At 61.2% G+C, this 20,637-nt stretch carries 22 protein-coding genes and 1 pseudogene; 14 read left to right on the plus strand and 9 right to left on the minus strand.

Going from position 1 to position 20,637, the window contains the following annotated elements; translation table 11 throughout:
* A pseudogene (locus E7813_RS08935) lies at positions 1–116 on the plus strand (IS30 family transposase); the annotation flags it as partial.
* Positions 117–236: 120 nt separating this feature from the next.
* Here E7813_RS08935 and E7813_RS08940 read toward each other — a convergent pair.
* Positions 237–1,097, minus strand: a complete 861-nt coding sequence (locus E7813_RS08940; protein WP_291572945.1) for an SDR family oxidoreductase — start codon at positions 1,095–1,097, stop codon at positions 237–239.
* 239 nt (positions 1,098–1,336) lie between these two features.
* Here E7813_RS08940 and E7813_RS08945 point away from each other — a divergent pair, with 239 nt between their 5' ends.
* Positions 1,337–1,759 carry a type I restriction-modification enzyme R subunit C-terminal domain-containing protein gene (locus E7813_RS08945; protein ID WP_291572947.1) on the plus strand — a complete coding sequence of 141 codons (423 nt, stop codon included), beginning with the start codon at positions 1,337–1,339 and terminating at the stop codon, positions 1,757–1,759.
* 263 nt (positions 1,760–2,022) lie between these two features.
* On the opposite strand, the gene E7813_RS08950 is transcribed toward E7813_RS08945, so the two are convergent.
* Positions 2,023–2,313: a hypothetical protein gene (locus E7813_RS08950; RefSeq protein ID WP_291572949.1), complete on the minus strand. Its 291-nt coding sequence runs from the start codon at positions 2,311–2,313 to the stop codon at positions 2,023–2,025.
* A gap of 149 nt (positions 2,314–2,462) precedes the next feature.
* On the opposite strand from E7813_RS08950, the gene E7813_RS08955 reads away from it, so the two are divergent.
* The 4 genes from E7813_RS08955 to E7813_RS08970 all read left to right on the plus strand — a co-directional run bounded on the left by E7813_RS08955 (position 2,463) and on the right by E7813_RS08970 (position 4,521).
* The gene (locus E7813_RS08955; protein WP_291572951.1) at positions 2,463–2,696 is read left to right on the plus strand and encodes a hypothetical protein; all 234 of its coding nucleotides are present in this window, start codon (positions 2,463–2,465) and stop codon (positions 2,694–2,696) included.
* Positions 2,696–2,926: a hypothetical protein gene (locus E7813_RS08960; protein WP_291572953.1), complete on the plus strand. Its 231-nt coding sequence runs from the start codon at positions 2,696–2,698 to the stop codon at positions 2,924–2,926. The genes E7813_RS08955 and E7813_RS08960 overlap by 1 nt, the downstream gene beginning before the upstream one ends.
* 627 nt (positions 2,927–3,553) lie before the next feature.
* Entirely contained in the window at positions 3,554–3,706 is a 153-nt protein-coding gene (locus E7813_RS08965) for a hypothetical protein (RefSeq protein ID WP_291572954.1), read from the plus strand.
* Between the two features lie 293 nt (positions 3,707–3,999).
* Positions 4,000–4,521: a hypothetical protein gene (locus E7813_RS08970; protein ID WP_291572956.1), complete on the plus strand. Its 522-nt coding sequence runs from the start codon at positions 4,000–4,002 to the stop codon at positions 4,519–4,521.
* A 433-nt stretch (positions 4,522–4,954) separates the two neighbouring features.
* On the opposite strand, the gene E7813_RS08975 is transcribed toward E7813_RS08970, so the two are convergent.
* Positions 4,955–5,182: a hypothetical protein gene (locus E7813_RS08975; protein WP_291572958.1), complete on the minus strand. Its 228-nt coding sequence runs from the start codon at positions 5,180–5,182 to the stop codon at positions 4,955–4,957.
* 36 nt (positions 5,183–5,218) lie between these two features.
* Here E7813_RS08975 and E7813_RS08980 point away from each other — a divergent pair, with 36 nt between their 5' ends.
* The 3 genes from E7813_RS08980 (at position 5,219) to E7813_RS08990 (ending at position 7,061) form a co-directional block, all read left to right on the plus strand.
* Entirely contained in the window at positions 5,219–5,929 is a 711-nt protein-coding gene (locus E7813_RS08980; RefSeq protein ID WP_291572960.1) for a DUF3859 domain-containing protein, read from the plus strand.
* Between the two features lie 275 nt (positions 5,930–6,204).
* Entirely contained in the window at positions 6,205–6,519 is a 315-nt protein-coding gene (locus tag E7813_RS08985) for an addiction module antidote protein (RefSeq protein ID WP_291572961.1), read from the plus strand.
* Between the two features lie 194 nt (positions 6,520–6,713).
* Positions 6,714–7,061, plus strand: a complete 348-nt coding sequence (locus E7813_RS08990; protein ID WP_291572963.1) for a DUF6481 family protein — start codon at positions 6,714–6,716, stop codon at positions 7,059–7,061.
* Between the two features lie 87 nt (positions 7,062–7,148).
* Here the strand turns inward: E7813_RS08990 and E7813_RS08995 are convergent, their stop codons facing one another.
* Positions 7,149–7,388 (minus strand): pentapeptide MXKDX repeat protein, encoded by a 240-nt coding sequence (locus E7813_RS08995; RefSeq protein ID WP_291572985.1) that lies wholly within the window; start codon positions 7,386–7,388, stop codon positions 7,149–7,151.
* Positions 7,389–7,703: 315 nt separating this feature from the next.
* On the opposite strand from E7813_RS08995, the gene dctP reads away from it, so the two are divergent.
* From dctP to E7813_RS09010, 3 genes are read left to right on the plus strand one after another with little or no spacing between them, the layout of a single operon-like run.
* Positions 7,704–8,726, plus strand: a complete 1,023-nt coding sequence (gene dctP / locus E7813_RS09000) for a TRAP transporter substrate-binding protein DctP (protein ID WP_291572966.1) — start codon at positions 7,704–7,706, stop codon at positions 8,724–8,726.
* Positions 8,723–9,277, plus strand: coding sequence for a TRAP transporter small permease (locus E7813_RS09005; RefSeq protein WP_291572968.1), 555 nt, complete (start codon positions 8,723–8,725; stop codon positions 9,275–9,277). Before dctP ends, E7813_RS09005 begins: the two co-directional genes overlap by 4 nt.
* Positions 9,274–10,632: a TRAP transporter large permease gene (locus tag E7813_RS09010; RefSeq protein WP_291572970.1), complete on the plus strand. Its 1,359-nt coding sequence runs from the start codon at positions 9,274–9,276 to the stop codon at positions 10,630–10,632. Before E7813_RS09005 ends, E7813_RS09010 begins: the two co-directional genes overlap by 4 nt.
* Positions 10,633–10,672: 40 nt before the next feature.
* On the opposite strand, the gene E7813_RS09015 is transcribed toward E7813_RS09010, so the two are convergent.
* The 4 genes from E7813_RS09015 to E7813_RS09030 form a co-directional block, all read right to left on the minus strand.
* Complete coding sequence (locus E7813_RS09015) at positions 10,673–11,581, minus strand: hydroxymethylglutaryl-CoA lyase (RefSeq protein ID WP_291572972.1); 909 nt, start codon at positions 11,579–11,581, stop codon at positions 10,673–10,675.
* A gap of 7 nt (positions 11,582–11,588) precedes the next feature.
* Positions 11,589–13,595: an acetyl/propionyl/methylcrotonyl-CoA carboxylase subunit alpha gene (locus E7813_RS09020; RefSeq protein ID WP_291572974.1), complete on the minus strand. Its 2,007-nt coding sequence runs from the start codon at positions 13,593–13,595 to the stop codon at positions 11,589–11,591.
* Positions 13,596–13,597: 2 nt separating this feature from the next.
* Positions 13,598–15,202 carry a carboxyl transferase domain-containing protein gene (locus tag E7813_RS09025; protein WP_291572975.1) on the minus strand — a complete coding sequence of 535 codons (1,605 nt, stop codon included), beginning with the start codon at positions 15,200–15,202 and terminating at the stop codon, positions 13,598–13,600.
* Between the two features lie 144 nt (positions 15,203–15,346).
* The gene (locus tag E7813_RS09030; protein WP_291572977.1) at positions 15,347–15,652 is read right to left on the minus strand and encodes an ETC complex I subunit; all 306 of its coding nucleotides are present in this window, start codon (positions 15,650–15,652) and stop codon (positions 15,347–15,349) included.
* Between the two features lie 230 nt (positions 15,653–15,882).
* On the opposite strand from E7813_RS09030, the gene E7813_RS09035 reads away from it, so the two are divergent.
* Complete coding sequence (locus E7813_RS09035; protein ID WP_291572978.1) at positions 15,883–17,037, plus strand: OpgC domain-containing protein; 1,155 nt, start codon at positions 15,883–15,885, stop codon at positions 17,035–17,037.
* A gap of 17 nt (positions 17,038–17,054) precedes the next feature.
* On the opposite strand, the gene E7813_RS09040 is transcribed toward E7813_RS09035, so the two are convergent.
* Positions 17,055–17,903 (minus strand): VOC family protein, encoded by an 849-nt coding sequence (locus tag E7813_RS09040; protein ID WP_291572983.1) that lies wholly within the window; start codon positions 17,901–17,903, stop codon positions 17,055–17,057.
* Positions 17,904–18,886: 983 nt separating this feature from the next.
* Between E7813_RS09040 and E7813_RS09045 the strand changes: the two genes are divergently transcribed.
* Positions 18,887–20,637: TOMM precursor leader peptide-binding protein (locus E7813_RS09045; protein ID WP_291572984.1), on the plus strand; the 1,751-nt coding region annotated here is incomplete at its 3' end.

Genomic DNA, 20,637 nt, shown 5'->3' on the forward strand with positions numbered 1-20,637 from the left:
GCCTGCTGAGACAGTACTTTCCAAAGGGCACTGACTTATCGGTTCACTCGCAAGCCCATCTGAACAAAGTGGCTCGTCAGCTAAACGAACGACCACGTGAGACCTTTGCAATTTGAAACCCCAGCAGAGAGATTTAACGCCTGTGTTGCGTCGACCGGTTGAGCCGGCACTTCAACAGCGGACATCGTCAGATGGGCCAGGTCAAAGAAGCCAGGTGCATGGCGCATAGATCGGATTTACAGATTTACATCGAGGCCAAACTCGCGCTTGACCGTAAGGATGTAGTCAGCATCGCTCGCCGCCCCGAAATTGATTACCTCCTCGTCGGTCTTGCTCGCTCGCCATTGGAGGAACGGCGCGGCATCGGGACCGACGGGATAACGGAGCTGCCAGCTATCGCTATCGACAATCTCGCGGATTTTGTCGCCAACAACGTAGGGTGACGTCGGTTTGGTCAGCGACTGTGCGAACAAAGCCCTTTGACGCCGGTAATGCGGGTAAGGACTGTCGTCGGCTACCGGCGCTGCTTTGGAGAATATCGGCGTGGCAATGACGCCGGGTTCGACAACGGCAACTCTCACATTGAACGCCTTCATTTCCTGCGCGAGGCACTCGCTCAAGGCCTCCAGAGCAAACTTGGATGCAGAGTAAGCCGCAGCAGGAGCCAAAGCCATCCGGCCAGCTATCGACGTGACATTGACAATGCAGCCCTGCCGCCGTTGGCGCATCCCCGGTACAACGGCCTTGATGCAGCGGAGCGCGCCGAAGAAATTGGTCTCCATCACCTCCCGAAATCTTGCCGTGGAGCTTTCCTCCACCGAGCCGCCACCACCAATCCCGGCGTTATTCACGAGGACGTCGAGGCGACCGTGCTGGGCCAGTACCTTGGCGAAGGCACTTTCGACCGAAGAATCATCATCGACGTTGAGCGTGGCCATCGTGACCGGAAGCTTCTCCGCCGTCACGATTTTCTGAAGCTCCTCCGCGCTATCCGGATTTCGCATCGTCGCTATGACCGTATGTCCACCACGCGCGAGCGTCACGGCGGTCGCCAATCCAATTCCGCTGCTAGTGCCAGTAACCAACGCAACTGCCATTCTTGCCTCCCGAAAAGGCAACAGTGTAACTGTCCGAACTCGAAACTGGGAAGACATCTTTGAGCTGTTAGAAGAAATATATCCGGGCGGTCGACTTCCGAGACGGGTCCAGGCCGTGTGGAAACGTTTTTCGTACCCCAATAACTGCAAGCAACCGGGCGTGATGGGCCTCGACGCGATCGGCTGAGCCTATTTTTGCTGTATCGGGTCTGGAGTCAATCCGGGCGCAGCCTCGGGCCATGCTGAGCGACCCTAAACCACTGACGCCGACCGACCTCAGCGAGCTTGAAAAGATGCTGCTGGATGCCGGCATCGGTGAGGCGGGCGATATCGAGCGGGCGCGCGAGACGAGCAACGGATTTGGTCGTTTCGTCCGCTCGATGGTCGGGCTCGACCGCGCGGCGGTTCGTGACGCCTTCGGCGAATTCCTGGCAGCGGGTGTCGCGACCGCAAACCAGATCGAATTCATCAATATGGTCATCGAGCATCTGACCGATCAGGGTGTCATGGACCCCGCGCTGCTCTACGAACCGCCTTTCACCGATGTGGCGCCGACTGGACCGGATCAGCTCTTCGGTGAGGAACGGGTGACGCGGCTACCCGACGAAGGAACGCGCGGAGCAGATGGCCAGGAACCACGAGGTCATGGCGAGGATGATTGAGGCCCGGCAGGACGCGCCGCCACTGGCACCGACCTGAAAATCCCGTTTGTTCTTGGAACGAATGTCGCTCTGGCAACTTGGGAATGAGCCGGATGCTTGGTCCCCCCCAAGGGCATCCGATGAATGACGGCCTCAGTTTCCCCAAGCTGGGGCCGTTTCTTTGACACGGGCCGGGACAGGAAAGAGGAAGCATAAAAAAAGAGACCGGACCGAAGGGGGTATGCCGGTCTCAGAGTAGGTAAGCTCCGCGTAATGATTGCTGGTTACTCGTCCCGCTTCAATTTCCGCTTGCCCCAATGCTTGTCCTTACGCGACGGATCGAACACCCGCTCGACGTGCCGATTGAGCGCCCGCATTACGCCGATCCGCGCAAACATGGTCGGGCCGCCATGTGTCGCGACCAGGATCAGCGCTTCCATCGCGGCTTGCCACTCCGGCGCTTCGTGTTCGGCCTTTGGCAGTTTGGTGATGTGGGTCCCGGCTTCCTTGAGCGTGACGAGTTGGCGACCGCGCGGCAGCGGGATCGGTTCGTCGAATTTCCGCGACCAGGACAAGGCTCAACCCCAACGTAGGCCCGGACAGAAACATACCGGCGGACAATCGGTTCGGCCATCGCCTTGGGTGTTCCACCAGCGGAACGCCTATCCCTAGCGGCTTGCCAATCTGTTCTTCTTTCGTTCTAATGAGAACGGAGGTCCTACTGATGCAGCTCGACCACATTCGCAATGGGATCGAACACATGCGCCGCCAGATCCACCGGCAACGCGGTGAGATTCGCGACCTTCAACGCGCTGGCATACCGACGGCCTCGGCCGAGGCTCTGCTGGAACGGATGCTCGCAAACATCGATGGGATGTGTGCCGAGCGGGACAGGCTCAAGAGAGAGTTGGCTGGTCCGACTAAGGGCATGGTCCTGGGCGGCCGGAGTTGGGCCTGATGCGCGATCCGCTGAAATGGTACGACGCCAACGCCGCGGACAATCCGCCATGGATCAAAGCACTGGCAGAAGTCCGGCATTTGGCCTGCCGTGAGGGTTGGTGTTACCAGCATGTGCAGGCGATCATCGTGTCGATTGACCAATATGCCGAGAGCGCCTTGGGCAACCGGGAATACTTTCTGAACCGGCCCTATGGGGTTGGCGGCAGCAGGAAGGGTGACGTGCCGTAGGAACAACTGGCCCAAGATCAGATTGGTGTAGCGGGCCATAATTTGGAAGCCGTGGCCTGCACGGCTTGGCCCTTTTATTCCAAGCCCGCAGGACGACCGCAATGTATGACCTACGTAATCCTACGGAGTTTCGGCAGGACATGACTGCTGACACAATGCTCGCACCATGCCTGAGCCCATCGTTTTCAGATGCCCGAGTACCGGGATGAATGTGCAGCACTGGCGGGCGGACGTACCGGAGGACGAAAAAGATCGTTACTCGCCGGTGGTGTGCCTAGCCTGCACCAGGGTTCATTTCATGCACAATAGGACGGGCAAGCTCCTTGGTGAGAAGTAGGCCGCCTCAGTCGGCCATCTGAGACAGATCAACACGGCTTCCCCAAACCTTCATACACTTCACTGATACCGAGCGGCCTGCCGTATAGACTGTTCCGGTTACGAGGCCCGGTCTGCTAGGCAATCGGGCCTCGTTCATTCTGGCGGCAAGCCACCGTGCTTGCGACATCTGCGAGATATTCCTGGCAGGACGCGTCGTAGACCAACCGCTTTGTGCGGCAGGTCACGAAGCGTTAAGCCGTGTGTGAACATTATAAGACCCCGGGCCGTCTACTCGGCAGGAGCGCTGAAATGACCCCCAGCCATCGCGACGAACTCTTGAGGAAACTGGCGCAGGCTCGCAGGTTGGCCTCGGAGCCCAATGATCCCCTCACGCGCGAGCGGCTGGCTCAGTTCATCGAAGAGTTAGAGTTTCAACTTCAAGAGCCGCGCAAGGTTGCCTAGCCCGTCGCAGGTCGAAACACGGCCCGTCGATAACAAGGTCGGCAACGTGCGCAACACGGGCGCGGAGTTGGTGTTGCCGTTGGAGACGTTGGTTTAGGTTGGCGGGCGAGGCTCAGGATTCGCCCGCTGGTTGGGGCTACCGTGCCCTAGCGATTGGGAACAACGGCACCACGGATTGGGGCTGGGTCATGGCAAGGCTAGGGGTGGGACCGTCCAGACGGTCGGCCAGCGCGACATGGGGCTGCTGGTCGGCTATGCCTATCTCCATGACCAATGACGCTGACACAATTGCCTTGAGCAAGGCCCTGGATGCCGATGAGCGCGCCGCCGCGATCCACGAAGCCGGCCACGCTGTCGTCGCGCATGCGCTCGGCGCAGATGTCTCGTTCGTGGAGATGGACTTGGGGACCGGCAACGGCGCTTCGTGTAGCAGAAATTTAGGCGATAACAGTAAGACCCTCGCGGTACTTGTCGCGGGTTATAAGGCCGAACTTGCTGTTGCAGCACATGAGCTGAACTTATCGAAGATGTTGGCAGCGCACGCAGTGAGGCCAAAGCGCGATTACCAACAGATGCAGGAGCTGCTGTTGCGCTTGCCCGAGCTGGAACGCCTTGCAGTGCTTGTGGAAGGCTTCACTTTGGCAGACGAGAAGCTGAAAGCGAACGCTGATGTTGTGAACAGGATCGCAGACGCCCTGTTTGCGCGGAGGTTCGAGGACAAGGCGCGCATTGAAGGTGCGCGCTGGATGTGCTGCTCGCAGCCGTTCATAGCGGCGGGTGAGTTCGGGCCGGCCGACGTGGCGATGCTGCGTTAGTCACTCGATCAAGCGGCCCTAGCGACACGCTTTGAGCTTTAAGCTCCGTTAGTCGCTCTAAGCAATTGAAGTTATTGGCTTCTTACTTTCCTGCTGGGATCGCCATCCTTAGGCCTAATTTCATAAGGTTTCTTGAAGCTCAGGCTCCGTCCTTACTGCCATTTTCGCATTGCGGGACGCTGCTGCTACTTGCCGCTGTTGCTCCAAAGCATCAGTTGGATTCCTATTTTTCGCGATGTGCACAATCCTTTTGACTGTGTATCGCCGCGTGCGGTTAGGTCCGGCCCGCTGGGCTACAGGATCGTTGCCATGTTGGAAGCATTCACTGCGTTCTTCGGCGTCATAAGCGCGGCAATTTTCATCGCCCACGCCTGCGACGGTTTCTGGTCGCGCCCGTAACGGGACAGTCACCGCTCCTCATCCGCGCATGAACTCACTCGCCGCTGCGCACCGTCTGCGGCGCACCCAGATGCGTCGGCGGTTCGGATCGGGTCATGATCGCGCCGGCCCGTGACACGACTGCCGACGTGATCATGCCGTCGCCCCGATTGGCCGAGTCGTTCCTGAGGTCGGACCACAGGCAAAATGCGCCGATCGCCGCCACCATGCCGGCGACCAGGACCGGGACCAGTTCTCGGCGTTCGTCTTCGCTGGGTGGCATTGGTCCCGCTCTTCATTGATTCCACAGCGCCCTCTCTTGCCTGAAGAGATTTCGAAATGTTCAACGATGTTGTGTCGGACGTTGGCATCAGCATGCAGTTCGCCACGGGTAGCATTGAGGGCATCCAGGGCGCGGCCCTGGCGGTGTCAGCCTTGTCAATCCAGCGTTCCGGGCGCTAATTTCAGGGAACCGAAATCAGGGAAGATCGAGGTCATGCTGAATCGCTTCGTCGCTGGGCGCACCCTGCCATTGGCGGCCCTGATCCTGTTCCTGGTTTCTCATCACACCGCTTGCGCACAGCAAGCATCCGTCAGCAGCGCGCGCCTGCTTTGGTACGGCGTTTATCAAGCCGGCAGCACCTCGGTCATCGAGGACAAGACTTCGGCAACCGGTACACGAACCGTCTCGACCGGAATTACGCCGCCGCAAGTCAATAGCGATCGTATTCCTGCGGCCCTCAATACGCGATTTGGCTTCGGCTACGCGCTGACGGGCAGCCCCGCCGGCGGCACCGCCGGAATTACCCACGTGCGGGTGTTTCCGCCCGCGGGAATTGTCGATCCCAAAACCGGCGAACGACACACCTCGGAAAGGGTTCAAACCAATTTTCGCATTGATCGCGACGATCTGTTCATCGGCTACCTGTTCGATCATGAAATTCAGCTTGTTCCGGGCATCTGGCTGTTTCAGGTCTGGAGCGGCGACCAGAAGCTGCTGGAAAAAAGCTTCACGGTTTACACGCCCTGAGACCGTCGCCGTGGCATAAGGCGTCTGCCGGGAACGTCCTCGCATAGCAAGGCGAGCGAGACGTCAAACCTGCGTTGCCGGGAAGAAACTACCCTCCTCGCCCCTCATTCATCCCAACCGCGATATGGAATGCCAATTTCCCGGCTGGGGAAAGCCTTGGCTTGGCTGCGGAGTGGCCGCATTTTCGTGAGAATCGACCATGCATTTAGACGAACAGTTAACAATGTAATGAGTCCGGTCTTGTAGAGAACCATAACCGAAAGCGAAAAGGGCGAATGCCGGGGGCACACGGTTTCGATACCGCCAAATACCGCGACGATCCGAAAGCGATCGCGGACTATCTCAATGTCGCCTTGTCAACGGAAGATCCGTTTCTCATCACGCGGGCGATTGGCAACATGGTGCGGGCGCAGGGCATGACAAGGTTTGCCCGCAAAGCCGGGCTGCGCCGCGACTACGTCATCCGAACGCTGACCAGCGAAGCGAGTCCCGCATTCGACACCGTCATGAAGCTGCTGATTGCGCTCGACATGCAGCTGGTCGCAAAGCCCGTCATAAAAGTAAGGCCGGAGGCGGTAGCTGAATCCTGATCGGCCGGAATTGCCAATGACCCCGGGCCCCTCGGGCCGCAGTTTTTTGCGCGACATGGCCTGGATCAGCGGATAATTGATGGCGTCCCGGCGCGCGCGGCTGTACACCGCTCCCGACCGCGCAACCTTCTCGTTGCACGAGCCGATCCGTAAAACCGACATCAACAAACCATGAAAGCGACAAGGCCCATTCCATGAGTGGTTTCAAGGAACCCAGCTTCGCCGACCGCCAGAAGGCCGCGCAGGAAGCCAAGCAAAACATTTTGAATAAATTTCGCGCCAAGCCGGGTCCCGACGATCCCGCCGTGAGGCAGCGCCAGGCCGAGCGTGAGTCGCAGGCCGCGGACCGGGCCAAGGCCAAGCTGGCGCGCGAAGCCGCCAAGGCGGAGAAGAAACTCCGCGATGCCGAGTCGGCAGCCCAGGCCGCAGCGCAACTCGCGCGCGAAAAGGAAGAGGCCGCCGCCCGCGAACTGGCGCTCGAAGCCGAACGCAAGGCCGCACGCGACGCGCGCTATGCCGCGCGCAAGAAGAAGCGAAAATAACCGCAGGTTAGGCCCGACCGACACCAGCAAACGCCTCAGGCTCGCCTCGGGTCGAGGCGAGCCCGCGGCCAGACGAAGTGACGGCGCCTACTTCTTCGTGTCGTCCTTTTTCACCATACCGTCGTCCTGCTTCGCCATGCCGTCTTTCTTCATGCCGTCGTCCTTTTTCATGCCATCCTTGGACACGGTCTCCTTCTTCATGCCGTCCTCCTTGCCCATCTTGTCCTGGCCCATTTTGTCCTGGGCGAAGGCGGCGGGCGCGAGCGCCAGGCTGATTGAAAGAACGGCGGCCGAAACGCCGAGAGTAATGCGGGTGCTAATGGTCATGTATTGGGTCATCCCTTTGAAGCCGGTTTTTGAAAAGCGACTGACGCCGCCATCTTCAAAACGGTCCAACGCTGGCGATTGTTACGCGCAGTGGAAATTTTTCCGCACGGCGCGGCTTTTGAAGGACCTTCCGGGGTGCAAGAAAACATGAGGTCGGTCTTTGTTTTGCCGAATCTCTCGGCCAGTGTGCATCGCAGCAATACCGGCGCTCACCTCGAACTATCAGACTAGAGAACATTCCGGTGAAGACGGGCTAGTGTGCGCCAGGCCGGTCCAAGCCTTCCAATCAAAAATCACCTTTAGGGGGATATATCCATGCTCACACGCCGCCATGTCATCGTATCCGCGCTGGCCGCGCCTGCCATCCTGCGCTTGGGGACCGGAACGGCTCACGCCGCCACCACCTTGAAAATATCGCACCAGTTTCCCGGCGGCACCATCGACAAGGGCGATTTCCGCGACCGGCTGGTGCGGGTGTTCGCCGCTGAAATCGCCAAACGCAGCGGCGGCGAACTGGCCGCCGAAATCTATCCGAACTCGTCGCTGATCAAGACCAACGCGCAGTTCTCGGCGATGCGCAAAGGTGCGCTCGACATCAGCCTCTATCCGCTGTCCTACGCCGGCGGCGAATTACCGGAAACCAATATCGGGCTGATGCCCGGGCTGGTCTCGACCTACGACCAGGGCCTGCGCTGGAAGAACCAGCCGGTCGGCAAGGCGCTGACCGATTTCCTTGCCGACAAGGGCATCATCGTTCTGACCTGGATCTGGCAGGCCGGCGGCGTTGCGAGCCGTTCGAAGGCGATCGTCGCCCCCGAAGATGCCAAGGGCCTCAAGGTTCGCGGCGGCTCGCGTGAAATGGACATGGTGCTGCAGACGGCGGGCGCAGCCGTGCTGTCGGTGCCGTCAAATGAACTCTACGCGGCGATGCAGACCGGCGCCTGCGACGCCGGCATCACGTCATCCACCAGCCTGATTTCGTTCCGGCTCGAGGAGGTCGCAAAATTCCTGACATCGGGGGCTGCGGCTTCATACTGGTTCATGTTTGAGCCGCTCTTGATGTCGAAGTCGATTTTCGACGGTCTGCCCAAAAAGCAGCAGGACATCATTCTCGCGGTCGGCACCGAGATGGAAGCCTTCGCCAAGAAGGGCGCGCAGGATGACGACATCGAGGTCTCCAAGGTCTATGAAAAGGCCGGCGCCAAGGTCAGTGCGCTCGACGCCGCCACGGTCGGCAAATGGCGCGACATCGCGCGCGATACCGCCTGGAAGGACTACGGCGCGAAGACCCCGATGGCCGCCAACCTGTTGAAGCTCGCGGCTGAAGTCTCCGCATGATGCATGGTCCGCTTCCGGATCAAGCCGATCGTTCCAACGCCGCCGCCGGCAACACGCTGGTGGCGGCGTTGGAACGTGCGCTCGCTTTTTGCAACAACATCATCGTGGTGCTTGCGGCCATCGCGCTGATCGCGGCTTGCGCCGTTCTCAGCTACAGCGTGCTCGGCCGCGCTTTGTTTCACAGCCCGAACTACTGGCAGGACGAAGCCGCGGTATTTCTGCTGGTCGGCGCCACCTTCATGACCGCGGCCCACGTGCAGGGACAGCGCGGCCACATCGGCATCGAGGCATTCGTGGGATTGCTGCCACCGATGGTCAACCGTATCCGGCTGTGGCTGGTCGATGTCGTCAGCTTCGTGTTCTGCGCGTTCTTTGCCTGGAAATCCTGGACCCTCACGCATGAAGCCTGGGTCGACGGCCAGGTATCGAACTCGATGTGGTCGCCGCCATTGACGATCCCCTACGCCCTGATGGCCGCGGGCATGACGCTCCTGTGCGTGCAGATCCTGCTGCAGATCGTGGCTCCCCTCGCCGGTCCGGCGCGCCGATGACCGTGCTGGGAATTGGCATCAGCTACGGCGTGGCTACCCTTGTCGTGATGTTTTCGGGCGTACCGATCGCGTTTGCGCTCGGCGCTGTCGCCGTGGTGTTCATGGGCATCTATATGCCCGCGGCCTCGCTCGATACCGTGACGCAGAACGTCTACGAGGAAATGGCCTCGATCACGCTCCTGGCGATCCCGCTTTTCATTCTCAAGGGCGCCGCCATCGGCCGGTCCCGCGCCGGCCAGGATCTGTATACGGCGCTGCATGCGTGGCTGCATCGCGTGCCCGGCGGGCTCGGCGTCGCCAACGTGTTCGCCTGCGCGCTGTTCGCGGCGATGGCAGGATCGTCGCCCGCCACCTGTTCGGCGATCGGCTCGGCCGGCATACCGGAAATGCGCAAGCGCGGTTATTCCGGCGGATTCGCCGCCGGCATCATCGCCGCCGGCGGCACGCTCGGCATTCTGCTGCCGCCGTCGATCACGATGATCCTGTTTGCGGTGGCGGCGGAAAAATCACTGGCGCGGCTGTTCCTCGCCGGCATCGGACCCGGATTGCTGCTGGTGTCCCTGTTTGGCGCCTATGCCGTGATCCATTTCCGCAAGGAGTATGCCGCCGCCAGCGCGGTCTATGCCCGGACCGGAGCGACCTCGGCCATCCTCAAGCGCGACGATTTCACCATGGCGGAGCGTTTCAACGTGCTGCCGCGGGTGTTGCCGTTCCTGCTGTTGCTGACGGGGGTGATGATCGCGCTTTATGGCGGCTTTGCCACGCCCTCGGAAACCGCAGGGCTCGGCGGATTGCTGGCGCTGATCCTGATCGCCCTGATCTACAGCGTGTGGCGGCCGGCCGATCTGGCGCCGATCCTCAAATCGACCATCCGCGAATCCACCATGCTGATGATGATCATCGGCATGTCGCTGCTGTACTCCTACGTCATGAGCTACCTGCACATCTCGCAATCGGTTGCGGAATCGATCGTCGCCATGCAGTTGCCGCGATGGGAATTGCTGGCCGCGATCCTGGTCATGGTCGTCATGCTCGGCTTCTTCCTGCCGCCGGTCTCGATCATTCTGATGACCGCGCCGATCATCCTGCCGCCGTTGCGCGCCGCCAACTTCGACATCATCTGGTTCGGCGTCGTCATGACCATCGTGATGGAGATGGGTCTGATTCACCCGCCGGTGGGCCTGAATATTTTCGTCATCCGCAACGTCGCGCCCGATATCCCCTTGATCGAAGTGATCTGGGGCACCCTGCCGTTCGTGCTGTTGATGATGATCGCCGTGGTTTTATTATGCTTCGTGCCGGAGATTTCGACGACGCTGCCCAATTGGGTGATGGGATCGGACGGCGGGAGGTAGAGCTCATCCCGCAGGGTGGGCAAAGCGAAGCTTGCCCACCCTACGAAATCGTCCGCCTCTTGGCATTGAGCGCGGAGGCCACCCGGCTCACCGGCGGTTTCCCGAGCAGCCGGCTGATATCGTTGGTCGCGGTCACCAGCTTCGGCATATCGACGCCGGTCGCGATGCCCATACCCTCGAGCATGTAGACCACATCTTCGGTCGCGACATTGCCGGTGGCGCCGGGCGCATAGGGGCAGCCGCCGAGACCGCCGGCCGCGGAATCGATCACGCGGGCGCCCTCTTCCATTCCGGCATAGAGATTGGCCAGCGCCTGGCCGTAGGTATCGTGAAAATGCATCGCGAGATGGGCCATCGGCACGCTGCCGGCCACCGCGCGTAGCAACCGCCGCGCCTTGCGCGGCGTACCGACGCCGATGGTATCGCCGAGCGATATCTCGTAGCAGCCAAGTTCCCACAACGTCTTCGCGACGTCGACCACCGCCTGCGGCTTCACCTCACCGTCGAAGGGGCAGCCGAGCACGCAGGAGATATAGCCGCGCACCTTGATGCCGTAGGACTTCGCGCTGGCGACCACGGGCCTGAAACGCTCGATGGATTCAGCGACCGAGCAATTGATATTGGCGCGCGAAAAGCCTTCCGAAGCCGAGGCGAATACCGCGATCACCCTGGCGCCGGCTACCCGCGCGGCCTCGTAACCCTTTGCATTCGGGACCAGTACATGGAATTCGCTGTCAGGATGGTGGTTGACGCCGCGCAGCACCTGGTCCAAATTCACCATCTGCGGGATCGCCTTCGGCGACACAAAGGCCCCGACTTCGACGGTGTGCAACCCGGCGCCAATGAGCGACTCGATAAAGGCGATGCGGGCCTCCACGCTCACCGGCGTCTTTTCGTTTTGCAGGCCGTCGCGCGGGCCAACCTCGACGATGCGTACGGAATCGCTCATGCCGGTATCAGGAGGCTACAGGTTCGACTTCGGCGAGTTCGACGCCCTCTTGCACGATGTCGCCGACCTTGCATTTGATCGCTTTCAGTGTGCCCGCGAACGGCGCCCGAAGAGTCTGCTCCATCTTCATCACTTCAAGCGTCAGGATCGGCGCGCCCTTCTCAAGCGTGGCGCCGACTTGAGCCAGCAGCGCCACCACGGTGCCCGGCAAGGGCGCAACGATCTTGTCTTCGCCGACCTGCTCTTCGTCGTCGCCACCGAATGGATCGACCCAGTGCAGGTCGAAGCGGCCATTGCGGGTGCGCAAATAAAGCTCATGGCCTTCGATAATCGCGGCGATGCGCGACTTGACGCCGTCGAGCGTGAGATCGAACCCGCCATCATCCGCCGGTGAAGATGCAAAGGCGAACTCCCGATCGCCGATCGACAGTTTTGCGGGACCGCTGCCGTAGTGCAGGCTGACCGATCGTTCAGCCTCCTGCCCCTGACGGAACGTGAACACCCGCTGCCGCCGCCCGACCGGCATCCAGCCCGATGTCAGCCACGGTGAATGTGCTTCCGCCTTTGACGCTTTTTCCTCTTCGCGCATGATGGCCGCGGCCGCGGCGCAAAGCTCGAGATCGCCGGGCACCGCCGGCGACGGGGTCAGGTTCTTCAACTCCCGTTCGATGAATCCGGTGTCGATTTTATTGGCGCGCACCGCCGGATGCGTCACCAACGCCGACAGGAATGGAATATTGGTGACGATGCCGCGAACGTCGGTGTCTTCAAGCCCGCGATTGAGCCGCTCGATCGCGGCATCCCGGGTCGGCGCCCACGCGATCACCTTGGCCAGCATGGCGTCGTAATTCGGCGACACCGTATCGCCCTCGCGATAGCCGGCATCGATCCGCAAGCCGTTGGATGGTTCCGGGGTGCGCCAGGTTTTGATGCGGCCGGCCGACGGCATGAAATTCTTGCGCGGGTTTTCCGCATAGACCCGCGCCTCGATGGCATGGCCGTTCAACCTGATTTTATCCTGCGCCAGCGGCAGCTTTTCGCCGAACGCCACCCGCAACTGCCATTCCACCAGATCGATACCCGTGATCAGTTCGGTCACGGGATGCTCGACCTGAAGGCGGGTGTTCATTTCGATGAAGAAGACGTCCTTGCCGTCGGAAACAAATTCGATGGTGCCGGCACCGACATAGTTGACCGCCGAAGCCGCCTTCCGCGCCGCGGCGCATACCGCATCGCGTTGCATCGCATTGAGCGTCGGCGACGGCGCTTCTTCGACCACCTTCTGATGCCGCCGCTGCAACGTGCATTCGCGCTCGAACAGCGACAGCAGGTTTCCCTGGCTATCGCCGATGACCTGCACCTCGATGTGACGCGGATTCTGGACGAACTTCTCGATCAGCATGCGGTCGTCGCCGAAGGCCGCCTTGGCCTCGCGCTTGGCGCTGACGATGGCGGCGGCAAGTTCTGTAGCCGAACGCACGATCCGCATGCCGCGGCCGCCGCCGCCGGCGGACGCCTTGACCAGAACCGGAAAGCCGATCCGGTCGGCGGCCTTCGCCAGCGTGGCCTCGTCCTGGGCTTCGCCGTGATATCCGGGCACCAGCGGCACACCGGCTTTTTCCATCAGCATCTTGGAGCCGGACTTCGAACCCATCGCCCTCATCATGTCGGCGGTGGGACCGACGAAGACCAGTCCCGCGGCCGCACAGGCTTCCGCGAATTCGGCGTTCTCTGACAGGAATCCATAACCGGGATGCACGGCTTCCGCGCCGCTCTTGCGCGCCGCCTCGATCACGCGCTCGATGTTGAGATAACTGTCGCGCGCCCGCGCCGGCCCCAGCAAGACCGCTTCATCCGCCATCGCGACATGCATGGCGTCGCGGTCGGCCTCGGAATAGACCGCGACCGTACGCAGGCCCATCGCCCTCGCGCTGCGGATCACCCGGCAAGCGATCTCGCCGCGATTGGCAATCAGGAGGGTACGAAATCGCCGATATAGCGCAGACGATTTCATCATCACATCCTGAACAGGCCGAAACGGGTCGGCTCGATCGGTGCGTTAGCCGATGCCGATAACCCGAGGCCGAGCACCAGCCTGGTATCGGCGGGATCGATCACGCCGTCATCCCATAGCCGTGCGGTGGCATAATACGGATTGCCCTGAGCCTCGAACTGCGCCCGCGTCGGCGCGCGAAATTCGTTCTCCTCCTCGACCGACCAGGTGCCGCCTTTGGCTTCGATATTGTCGCGCCGCAACTGGCTCAGCACCATCGCAGCCTGCTCGCCACCCATCACCGAGATCCGGGCGTTCGGCCACATCCACAGGAAGCGCGGACCATAGGCCCGGCCGCACATGCCGTAATTGCCGGCGCCATAGGAGCCGCCGATCACGACGGTGAATTTCGGCACGCCCGCGGTCGCCACCGCCGTCACCAGCTTGGCGCCATCGCGCGCGATGCCGCCGGCCTCGTATTTCTTGCCGACCATGAAGCCGGTGATGTTCTGCAGGAAAACCAGGGGAATATTGCGCTGGCAGCACAACTCGATGAAATGCGCGCCCTTCAGCGAACTCTCGCTGAACAGGATGCCGTTGTTGGCGATGATCCCGACCGGATAGCCCCAGATATGGACGAACCCGCAAATCAGGGTTTGGCCGTACAATTTCTTGAATTCGTCGAACTCGGAGCCATCGACCAGCCGCGCGATGATGTCGTGGACGTCGAACGGCTTGCGCCCGTCGGCGGAAACCACGCCATAGATTTCCTCAGGCGCAAACAGCGGCTGGCGCGGTTCGCGCATGTTCAGGGCGGCGCGTTGCGGCGGCTTGAGCGTGGCGACGATGCGCCGTGCAATCCCGATCGCATGGCTGTCGTTCTGCGCGTAGTGATCGGTGACGCCGGATTGCCGTGAATGCACGTCGGCGCCGCCCAGTTCTTCGGCGGTGACGACTTCCCCCGTGGCCGCCTTCACCAGCGGCGGCCCGCCGAGAAAGATCGTGCCTTGATTGCGCACAATGATGCTCTCGTCCGACATCGCCGGCACATAGGCGCCGCCGGCGGTGCAGGAGCCCATCACGATCGCAATCTGCGGAATGCCGGCAGCCGACATCTGCGCCTGATTGTAGAAGATGCGGCCGAAATGCCGCTCGTCGGGAAAAATCTCGTCCTGCTGCGGCAGGAACGCGCCGCCCGAATCCACCATGTAGACGCAGGGCAGATTGTTCTGGCGGGCGACGTCCTGCGCGCGCAGATGCTTCTTCACCGTCATCGGATAATACGTGCCGCCCTTGATGGTGGCGTCGTTGGCCACGATCACGCATTCGCGTCCCGAGATCCGCCCGACACCGGTGATGATGCTGGCCGAATGCACGTCGCCGCCATAGAGGCCATGGGCCGCCAGCGGCGACATCTCGAGGAATGCCGTTCCCGGATCGATCAGCAGATCGACGCGCTGGCGCGCCAGCATCTTGCCGCGCGAGGTGTGCCGCGCGCGCGAGACTTCACCGCCGCCGCCGGCCACCGTATCGAGTTTTTGTCGCAGTTCCGCGACCAGCGTCCGCATCGCCTCGGCGTTGCGCGCAAAATCGGATGACGTGGGATCGATGGTGGAATGAAGCGGCATGACCTTTGGCAGTTTATTGTGCGCCGCAATCTGCGCATGGAGTTCGCGGCATGGTGTCACCGCGCCACAGCCTTAGGCAACCGAGAACTTACAGCTCCAAAGGATGCACGAAGCCGGGACCGGCCCCCGGACGATTTTCGACGCTCAGTGGGTCCAGGGCTCGCCGCGCCGGAATGCAAAATTGTCGGCGTAGGCGGCTTGCCGGCGGGCGGGCTCCTTCGGCTCGAACACCTGATAGGGAATGCCCTCGCGCTCGCAATAGGCAACGGCATCTTCCTTGGTGTCGAACCGAAGACTGAGCTGCTGTTTCATGTCGCCGGAAGAAGTCCAGCCCATCAACGGTTCGATCACCCGGGGCTGCTCCGGTTCATAATCGAGCTGCCATTCCCTGGTCTTGGCGGTCCCCGATTGCATCGCGTTTTTGGCCGGCTTGAAGATGCGTGCGGTCATGGATGGCTGGGCCTCGTGATATTTGCGGCATGGAAGCGCGTGGTGGACATGGACGGGATAGTATAGAGACACCTTTCAGGAATTTGACCGGTGATTCCCCGCTCTGGACGTACTATTTTCCCGACCGGTATAGTCATTATGCTGCGCTGTGACAATCTGGGCCGGCCATGCGGCCGATGTCCTTTCTCGCTGCCCGGTTTTCTCGAAAGCATCGCTTCAAAACGGCACCCATGAAAATTCACGCAATCCTGCCCGTCAAAGGACGCGACCTCCGGCTCGACCTGTTTCGCGGGATCGCCAACTGGGCGATTTTTCTGGATCACATTCCCGACAACGTGGTGAACTGGATCACCACCCGGAATTATGGCTTCAGCGACGCCGCCGACCTGTTCGTCTTTATCTCAGGCTATACCGCGTCCTTCGTCTATGCCCGAATGATGATCGAACGCGGCTTCATCGTCGGCGCCACGCGGCTGACCAAGCGCGTCTGGCAGCTCTACGTCGCGCACATCATTCTGTTCGTGATCTACATCGTTTCGATCGGTTACGTCGCGCAACGCTACAGTGATCCCGAGATAATCAACGAATTCAATGTCGCGGGTCTGGTCGACAGCGCGGTCGAAACGCTGCGCCAGGGATTGCTGCTGAAGTTCAAGCCGGTCAACCTGGACGTGCTTCCGCTTTATATCGTGCTGATGGGACTTTTTCCGCCGGTGCTGTGGATGATGCTGCGCCGGCCCGGACTGACGATGCTGGCATCGATTGCGCTGTGGCTCGCGGCCCGGCAGTTCGGCTGGAACTTTACCGCCTACCCGGCCGGAACCTGGTATTTCAACCCGTACTGCTGGCAGGTGCTGTTCGTGTTCGGCTCCTGGTGCGCGCTCGGCGGCGCGGCGAAGTCGCGATCGATTATCGATGCGCCCGTCACGCTGTATTTTTGCATCGCCTATCTCATTCTCGGCCTGGTCATGACCATGGCCGGAAAATTTCCGGACTTCGGCGCGCTGTTCCCGGACTGGCTCTATTCGACCTTCAATCCCAACGACAAGACCAATCTGGCACCCTATCGCTTCCTGCATTTCGTGGTGATCGTGATCCTGGTCATCCGGTTCGTGCCCAAGGACTGGCCAGGCCTGGAATGGAAGATGTTCGATCCCCTGATCGTTTGCGGTCAACAATCGCTCGCGGTGTTCTGTGTCGGCGTGTTCCTCTCCTTTGTCGGCCATTTCGAGCTGATGATGAGTTCAGGCTCGCTGTTCGCGCAGGTCTTCGTCAGCGTGACCGGAATATCGATCATGACCATCGTCGCCTATTACATCTCCTGGTCGAAACGGCAGGACAAGCCGCCCCCGAAACCGGCGGTGGCGGCGCCCAAGGCGGCCTGATCCCGACGGGGTTGAATTCAGGCCGTGCCGCGGGACCTGTTGACCAGTTTGCCTCTTGATGAAAATCCGCCCCACTCGGCGGACCAGCCGACGCCATCCTGGCTTCGCTTGCCCTGCAGCGCGAACGTGGCGCCCTGCGGGTCGGCGCATCGGAGGATCGAACCGCCCTCAGACAGTTCAAGCGGGCCTTCGAAGATATGGCCGCCGGCGGCCTTCACCCGTTCCGCCGCCGCATCGATGTCGCCGACATTGATATAATAAAGCCACGCCGGGACCGGTTGCATCGGACGCTTGGTGACCATTGCGCCAATGGTCTGTTCGCCGGCGGAGAACGACTGATAGGTGCCCGCCGAACCGGTTTCGGCGGCCGCTTTCTGCCAGCCGAACAGCTCGCCATAGAACTCAAACGCGGTCTCCCAGTTGGCCGCGAGCAACTCATGCCAGCCGACGTGTCCCGGTTCGCCCATCGCAACGGTCTGCCGCAGGGCGGGCTTCAGTCCCTCGACCAATGCAAATGCTGCCGTTTGCGGATCGGCGACAATCGAAATGCGGCCGATATTGGTGTCGGTCGGCGGAACGTAGACGGCTCCGCCAAGACGCTTGATCCGCTCGGCGGTAGCATCGATGTCGGCGACGCCGACATATCCCGCCCATCTCGGGGTCGCGCCCCTGTTCCTCGCTTCTTCCGGCAGCTCCATCAGCCCGATTACCGGAGCCGTTCCGGCGGTGAACAAGGCGTAGCTCAAACCGGGCGTCGAAGCGTCCTGTACACCCCAGCCCACGACCTCGCTGTAGAAGGCTTTGGCGGCTGCCATGTCGGTTGTGATCAGCTCGTACCAGACGAAAGGTCCGGGATAATCCACCATGCCGGGTTCTCCGTTACCGCCAACAAACCGCCGCGGCGCCATCAATGCAAGGACGCCCCGCACCGGGACGAGGCGCGACGAAAATAATACATCGCGGGTTTGTTCCAACCTCGGATACTAAATTTTGATTGCCGACATCGACACAATTCCCGAGTTGTTTTACCGGCGGCGGCGGCCAGATCGGTTCACCGTTCATTCATCAAGATGAACCGAAATTCGATGCTGCTACAGCCTGTTATGTGTCACTCGCCGCCTTGCAGGTGACGCGTCGTTGCGGTAGGGTTCGTGGGCTGGACTCAAAATATTTCTACAAGGTATGGAGGATCCGAACTATGCCACGAGTGAAGCAAGCGTCGAAACGTAAGCGCGCGATCAAAGCAGCGGTGCCTGCGTTAGGGGCCGCCGGGTTGACTTTTTCACTGGCCGGAGGTGCCTCCGCGTCGGTGGCGCCGGTAACGGATATACAGCTGGCGCCCAACGTTACACCGAATCACGAGTTGACTCTCGGGATGGAAGAGCTTTCCGACGTCAGCCTGGCTACGTTCTATGTGTTTGACAAGGAGAACACCGGCTCGCTTCGCGGCATGGTACAGGAAGCCCGCGGCTGCGGTTGCCGTGGTTGCAGAGGCTGCCGCGGCTGCAGAGGTTGCCGTGGTTGCGCAGGCTGCGGCGTAGCGTGCGGTGGCTGCTGTTTGTCGTGGGGCGCTTGCCGCATCTACTGCTAGACCAGGCCGCTCTCGGATTAAATTGACAGACATAAGTCGTTTTGGCCGGGTTCGACGAAGTCGACCCGGCCAATCCTTGTTTTATCTGAAATGCGGGCCAATTATTCGCGACGGCGCGCCCGCGCATCATGGCCAAACAGGTCTTCAACCTTGTCGAGAAATGCCAGCACCCGCACTGGACAAAAGAATTCCAGCGGTCGGAGAATACGCCCTGCCAAAGCCAAACCGGGTGGCAACCAAGGTGCGCGCGATGACCGCATGACGGCCAATCGTAAGACCAGTTCATCGCGCAGTGCCGGCAAGGACATTGCGCAGTTCGCGCCGAATTTCACCGTCTATGCGCTGCCGCCCCACGTCGTCTGCCTCTATTCCGAGGACCGGAAGTTCTTTCTGCACGGTGAGCTCTATTGTTCGCTTGCCACCGCGATCGGAAAAGGCGGCAAGAGCCTACAGCAGCTCGTTGACGAACTGGGACGGAAATTTCCGCCCGGCAAGGTCGAAGAGGCGCTCAAGGGACTGATCGAACGCCGCTATGTCGTCCCGCTATCGGTGGCTTCCGCGGTTAGCGGCTTCTGGGCCAGCCTCGGGCTGCCGCCCGGAATGGCGGAGAAAGATCTCGCCGATTGCCGCGTCGCCATTCAATCGATCGACGTCAAGGGCGCGGCCGAATTCGGTGCCGCGCTCAGCGATCTCGGCGTTCACGTGGTCAAACGTTCTCCCGATCTTACGGTCGTGCTGGTGAACGATTATCTCGAACGGCGGCTGGCCGAATTGAACCGGCAGCACGTGAAGGCCAAGACACCCTGGCTGCTGGTGCAGCCTTCCGGAGCTTTTCCACTGGTGGGGCCCGTGTTCGATCCCGGCAAGAGCGCCTGCTGGACCTGCCTGTTCGATCGCATGATCCGCAATCGCGAGGTCAAGGGGTTTCTCGAACGCGGACCGGCGCGCACGGTCTCGGTTTCACCGCTGAGCCGCAACACGCTGGGACAAGCCGCCATCCAGTTCGCCGCGCTGGAAGTTGCCAAGGCGATTGCCACCGGTTTTCGCACCGAATTGAACGATCACATCGTCAGCCACGATTTCCTGGGTTCGACCACCGTCAAGCATTATGTGGCGAGGCGACCGCAATGCCCGACCTGCGGCAGCAGGAAACTGCGCGACCCGCGCCGCGCCCCTGTCCCGATCGAGCTTGGACCCGGCGCGCGGCTGATGATCACCAGCGGCGGATACCGGACGGTGTCGTCGCGGGCGACGGTGGCGCGCTTCAAGAAGCATGTCAGCCCCCTCACCGGCGTGGTGACGCGGCTCGAGCGGATCGAAGCGGATTTGCCGATGAACACCAACTTCCATGCAACCCACAATTTTTCGGCGCCCGCCCAGAATGTCGATGAACTCAGGGAGGCGTTGAGCGGCCGCAGCTTCGGCAAGGGCTCTACCGCCGAGCAGGCCGAAGCCAGCGCGCTGATGGAGGCGATCGAGCGCTATTCGGGAATTTTCCAGGGCGACGAAATCAGGGTAACCAGGCGGTTCACCGATTTTGCGCCGGGCGACGCCATCCTTCCCAACGACGTGCTGCTGTTCAGCGCTGCGCAAACCGTTGCCGACCAGACACCGACGGATGAACTCAGCAGCACGCAGAAGGCGCCGGCGCCGTTCGATCCATCGGCCAGAATCGAATGGTCGCCGGTCTGGTCGCTGCGCGACCGCCGCTTCAGATATCTTCCGACCAGCCTGTTGTATTTCTTCTACCGCGGCCCGGCGGCCTTCCAGGCGGATTCCAACGGTTGCGCGGCCGGCAACACCATCGAGGAAGCGATCGTTCAGGGTTTCCTCGAACTGGTGGAGCGGGATGCCTACGCGATCTGGTGGTACAACCGGTCGCAGCGGGCGGAGGTCGATCTCAGCCAGTTCGACGACTCCTACGTTCGCGATTTGCACAGCCAGTTGGCCGCGACCGGACGCAAGCTATGGGTACTCGACGTCACCAGCGATCTCGGCATTCCCACCTA

Origin of the sequence: Bradyrhizobium sp., from assembly GCF_004799405.1 — a bacterium.
In the GTDB taxonomy this organism is placed as follows: domain Bacteria; phylum Pseudomonadota; class Alphaproteobacteria; order Rhizobiales; family Xanthobacteraceae; genus Bradyrhizobium.

Bases quoted from the DNA above. Each gene is read 5' to 3' on its own strand.
- dctP (WP_291572966.1), top strand. From the start codon at position 7,704: ATGCTCACACGCCGCCATGTCATCGTATCCGCGCTGGCCGCGCCTGCC.
- E7813_RS08960 (WP_291572953.1), top strand. From the start codon at position 2,696: ATGCGCGATCCGCTGAAATGGTACGACGCCAACGCCGCGGACAATCCG.
- E7813_RS08995 (WP_291572985.1), bottom strand. From the start codon at position 7,388: ATGACCATTAGCACCCGCATTACTCTCGGCGTTTCGGCCGCCGTTCTT.
- E7813_RS08945 (WP_291572947.1), top strand. From the start codon at position 1,337: ATGCTGAGCGACCCTAAACCACTGACGCCGACCGACCTCAGCGAGCTT.
- E7813_RS09010 (WP_291572970.1), top strand. From the start codon at position 9,274: ATGACCGTGCTGGGAATTGGCATCAGCTACGGCGTGGCTACCCTTGTC.
- E7813_RS09005 (WP_291572968.1), top strand. From the start codon at position 8,723: ATGATGCATGGTCCGCTTCCGGATCAAGCCGATCGTTCCAACGCCGCC.
- E7813_RS08965 (WP_291572954.1), top strand. From the start codon at position 3,554: ATGACCCCCAGCCATCGCGACGAACTCTTGAGGAAACTGGCGCAGGCT.
- E7813_RS09015 (WP_291572972.1), bottom strand. From the start codon at position 11,581: ATGAGCGATTCCGTACGCATCGTCGAGGTTGGCCCGCGCGACGGCCTG.
- E7813_RS08990 (WP_291572963.1), top strand. From the start codon at position 6,714: ATGAGTGGTTTCAAGGAACCCAGCTTCGCCGACCGCCAGAAGGCCGCG.
- E7813_RS08940 (WP_291572945.1), bottom strand. From the start codon at position 1,097: ATGGCAGTTGCGTTGGTTACTGGCACTAGCAGCGGAATTGGATTGGCG.
- E7813_RS09020 (WP_291572974.1), bottom strand. From the start codon at position 13,595: ATGAAATCGTCTGCGCTATATCGGCGATTTCGTACCCTCCTGATTGCC.
- E7813_RS09040 (WP_291572983.1), bottom strand. From the start codon at position 17,903: ATGGTGGATTATCCCGGACCTTTCGTCTGGTACGAGCTGATCACAACC.
- E7813_RS08975 (WP_291572958.1), bottom strand. From the start codon at position 5,182: ATGCCACCCAGCGAAGACGAACGCCGAGAACTGGTCCCGGTCCTGGTC.
- E7813_RS08985 (WP_291572961.1), top strand. From the start codon at position 6,205: ATGCCGGGGGCACACGGTTTCGATACCGCCAAATACCGCGACGATCCG.
- E7813_RS08955 (WP_291572951.1), top strand. From the start codon at position 2,463: ATGCAGCTCGACCACATTCGCAATGGGATCGAACACATGCGCCGCCAG.
- E7813_RS09035 (WP_291572978.1), top strand. From the start codon at position 15,883: ATGAAAATTCACGCAATCCTGCCCGTCAAAGGACGCGACCTCCGGCTC.
- E7813_RS09025 (WP_291572975.1), bottom strand. From the start codon at position 15,202: ATGCCGCTTCATTCCACCATCGATCCCACGTCATCCGATTTTGCGCGC.
- E7813_RS09030 (WP_291572977.1), bottom strand. From the start codon at position 15,652: ATGACCGCACGCATCTTCAAGCCGGCCAAAAACGCGATGCAATCGGGG.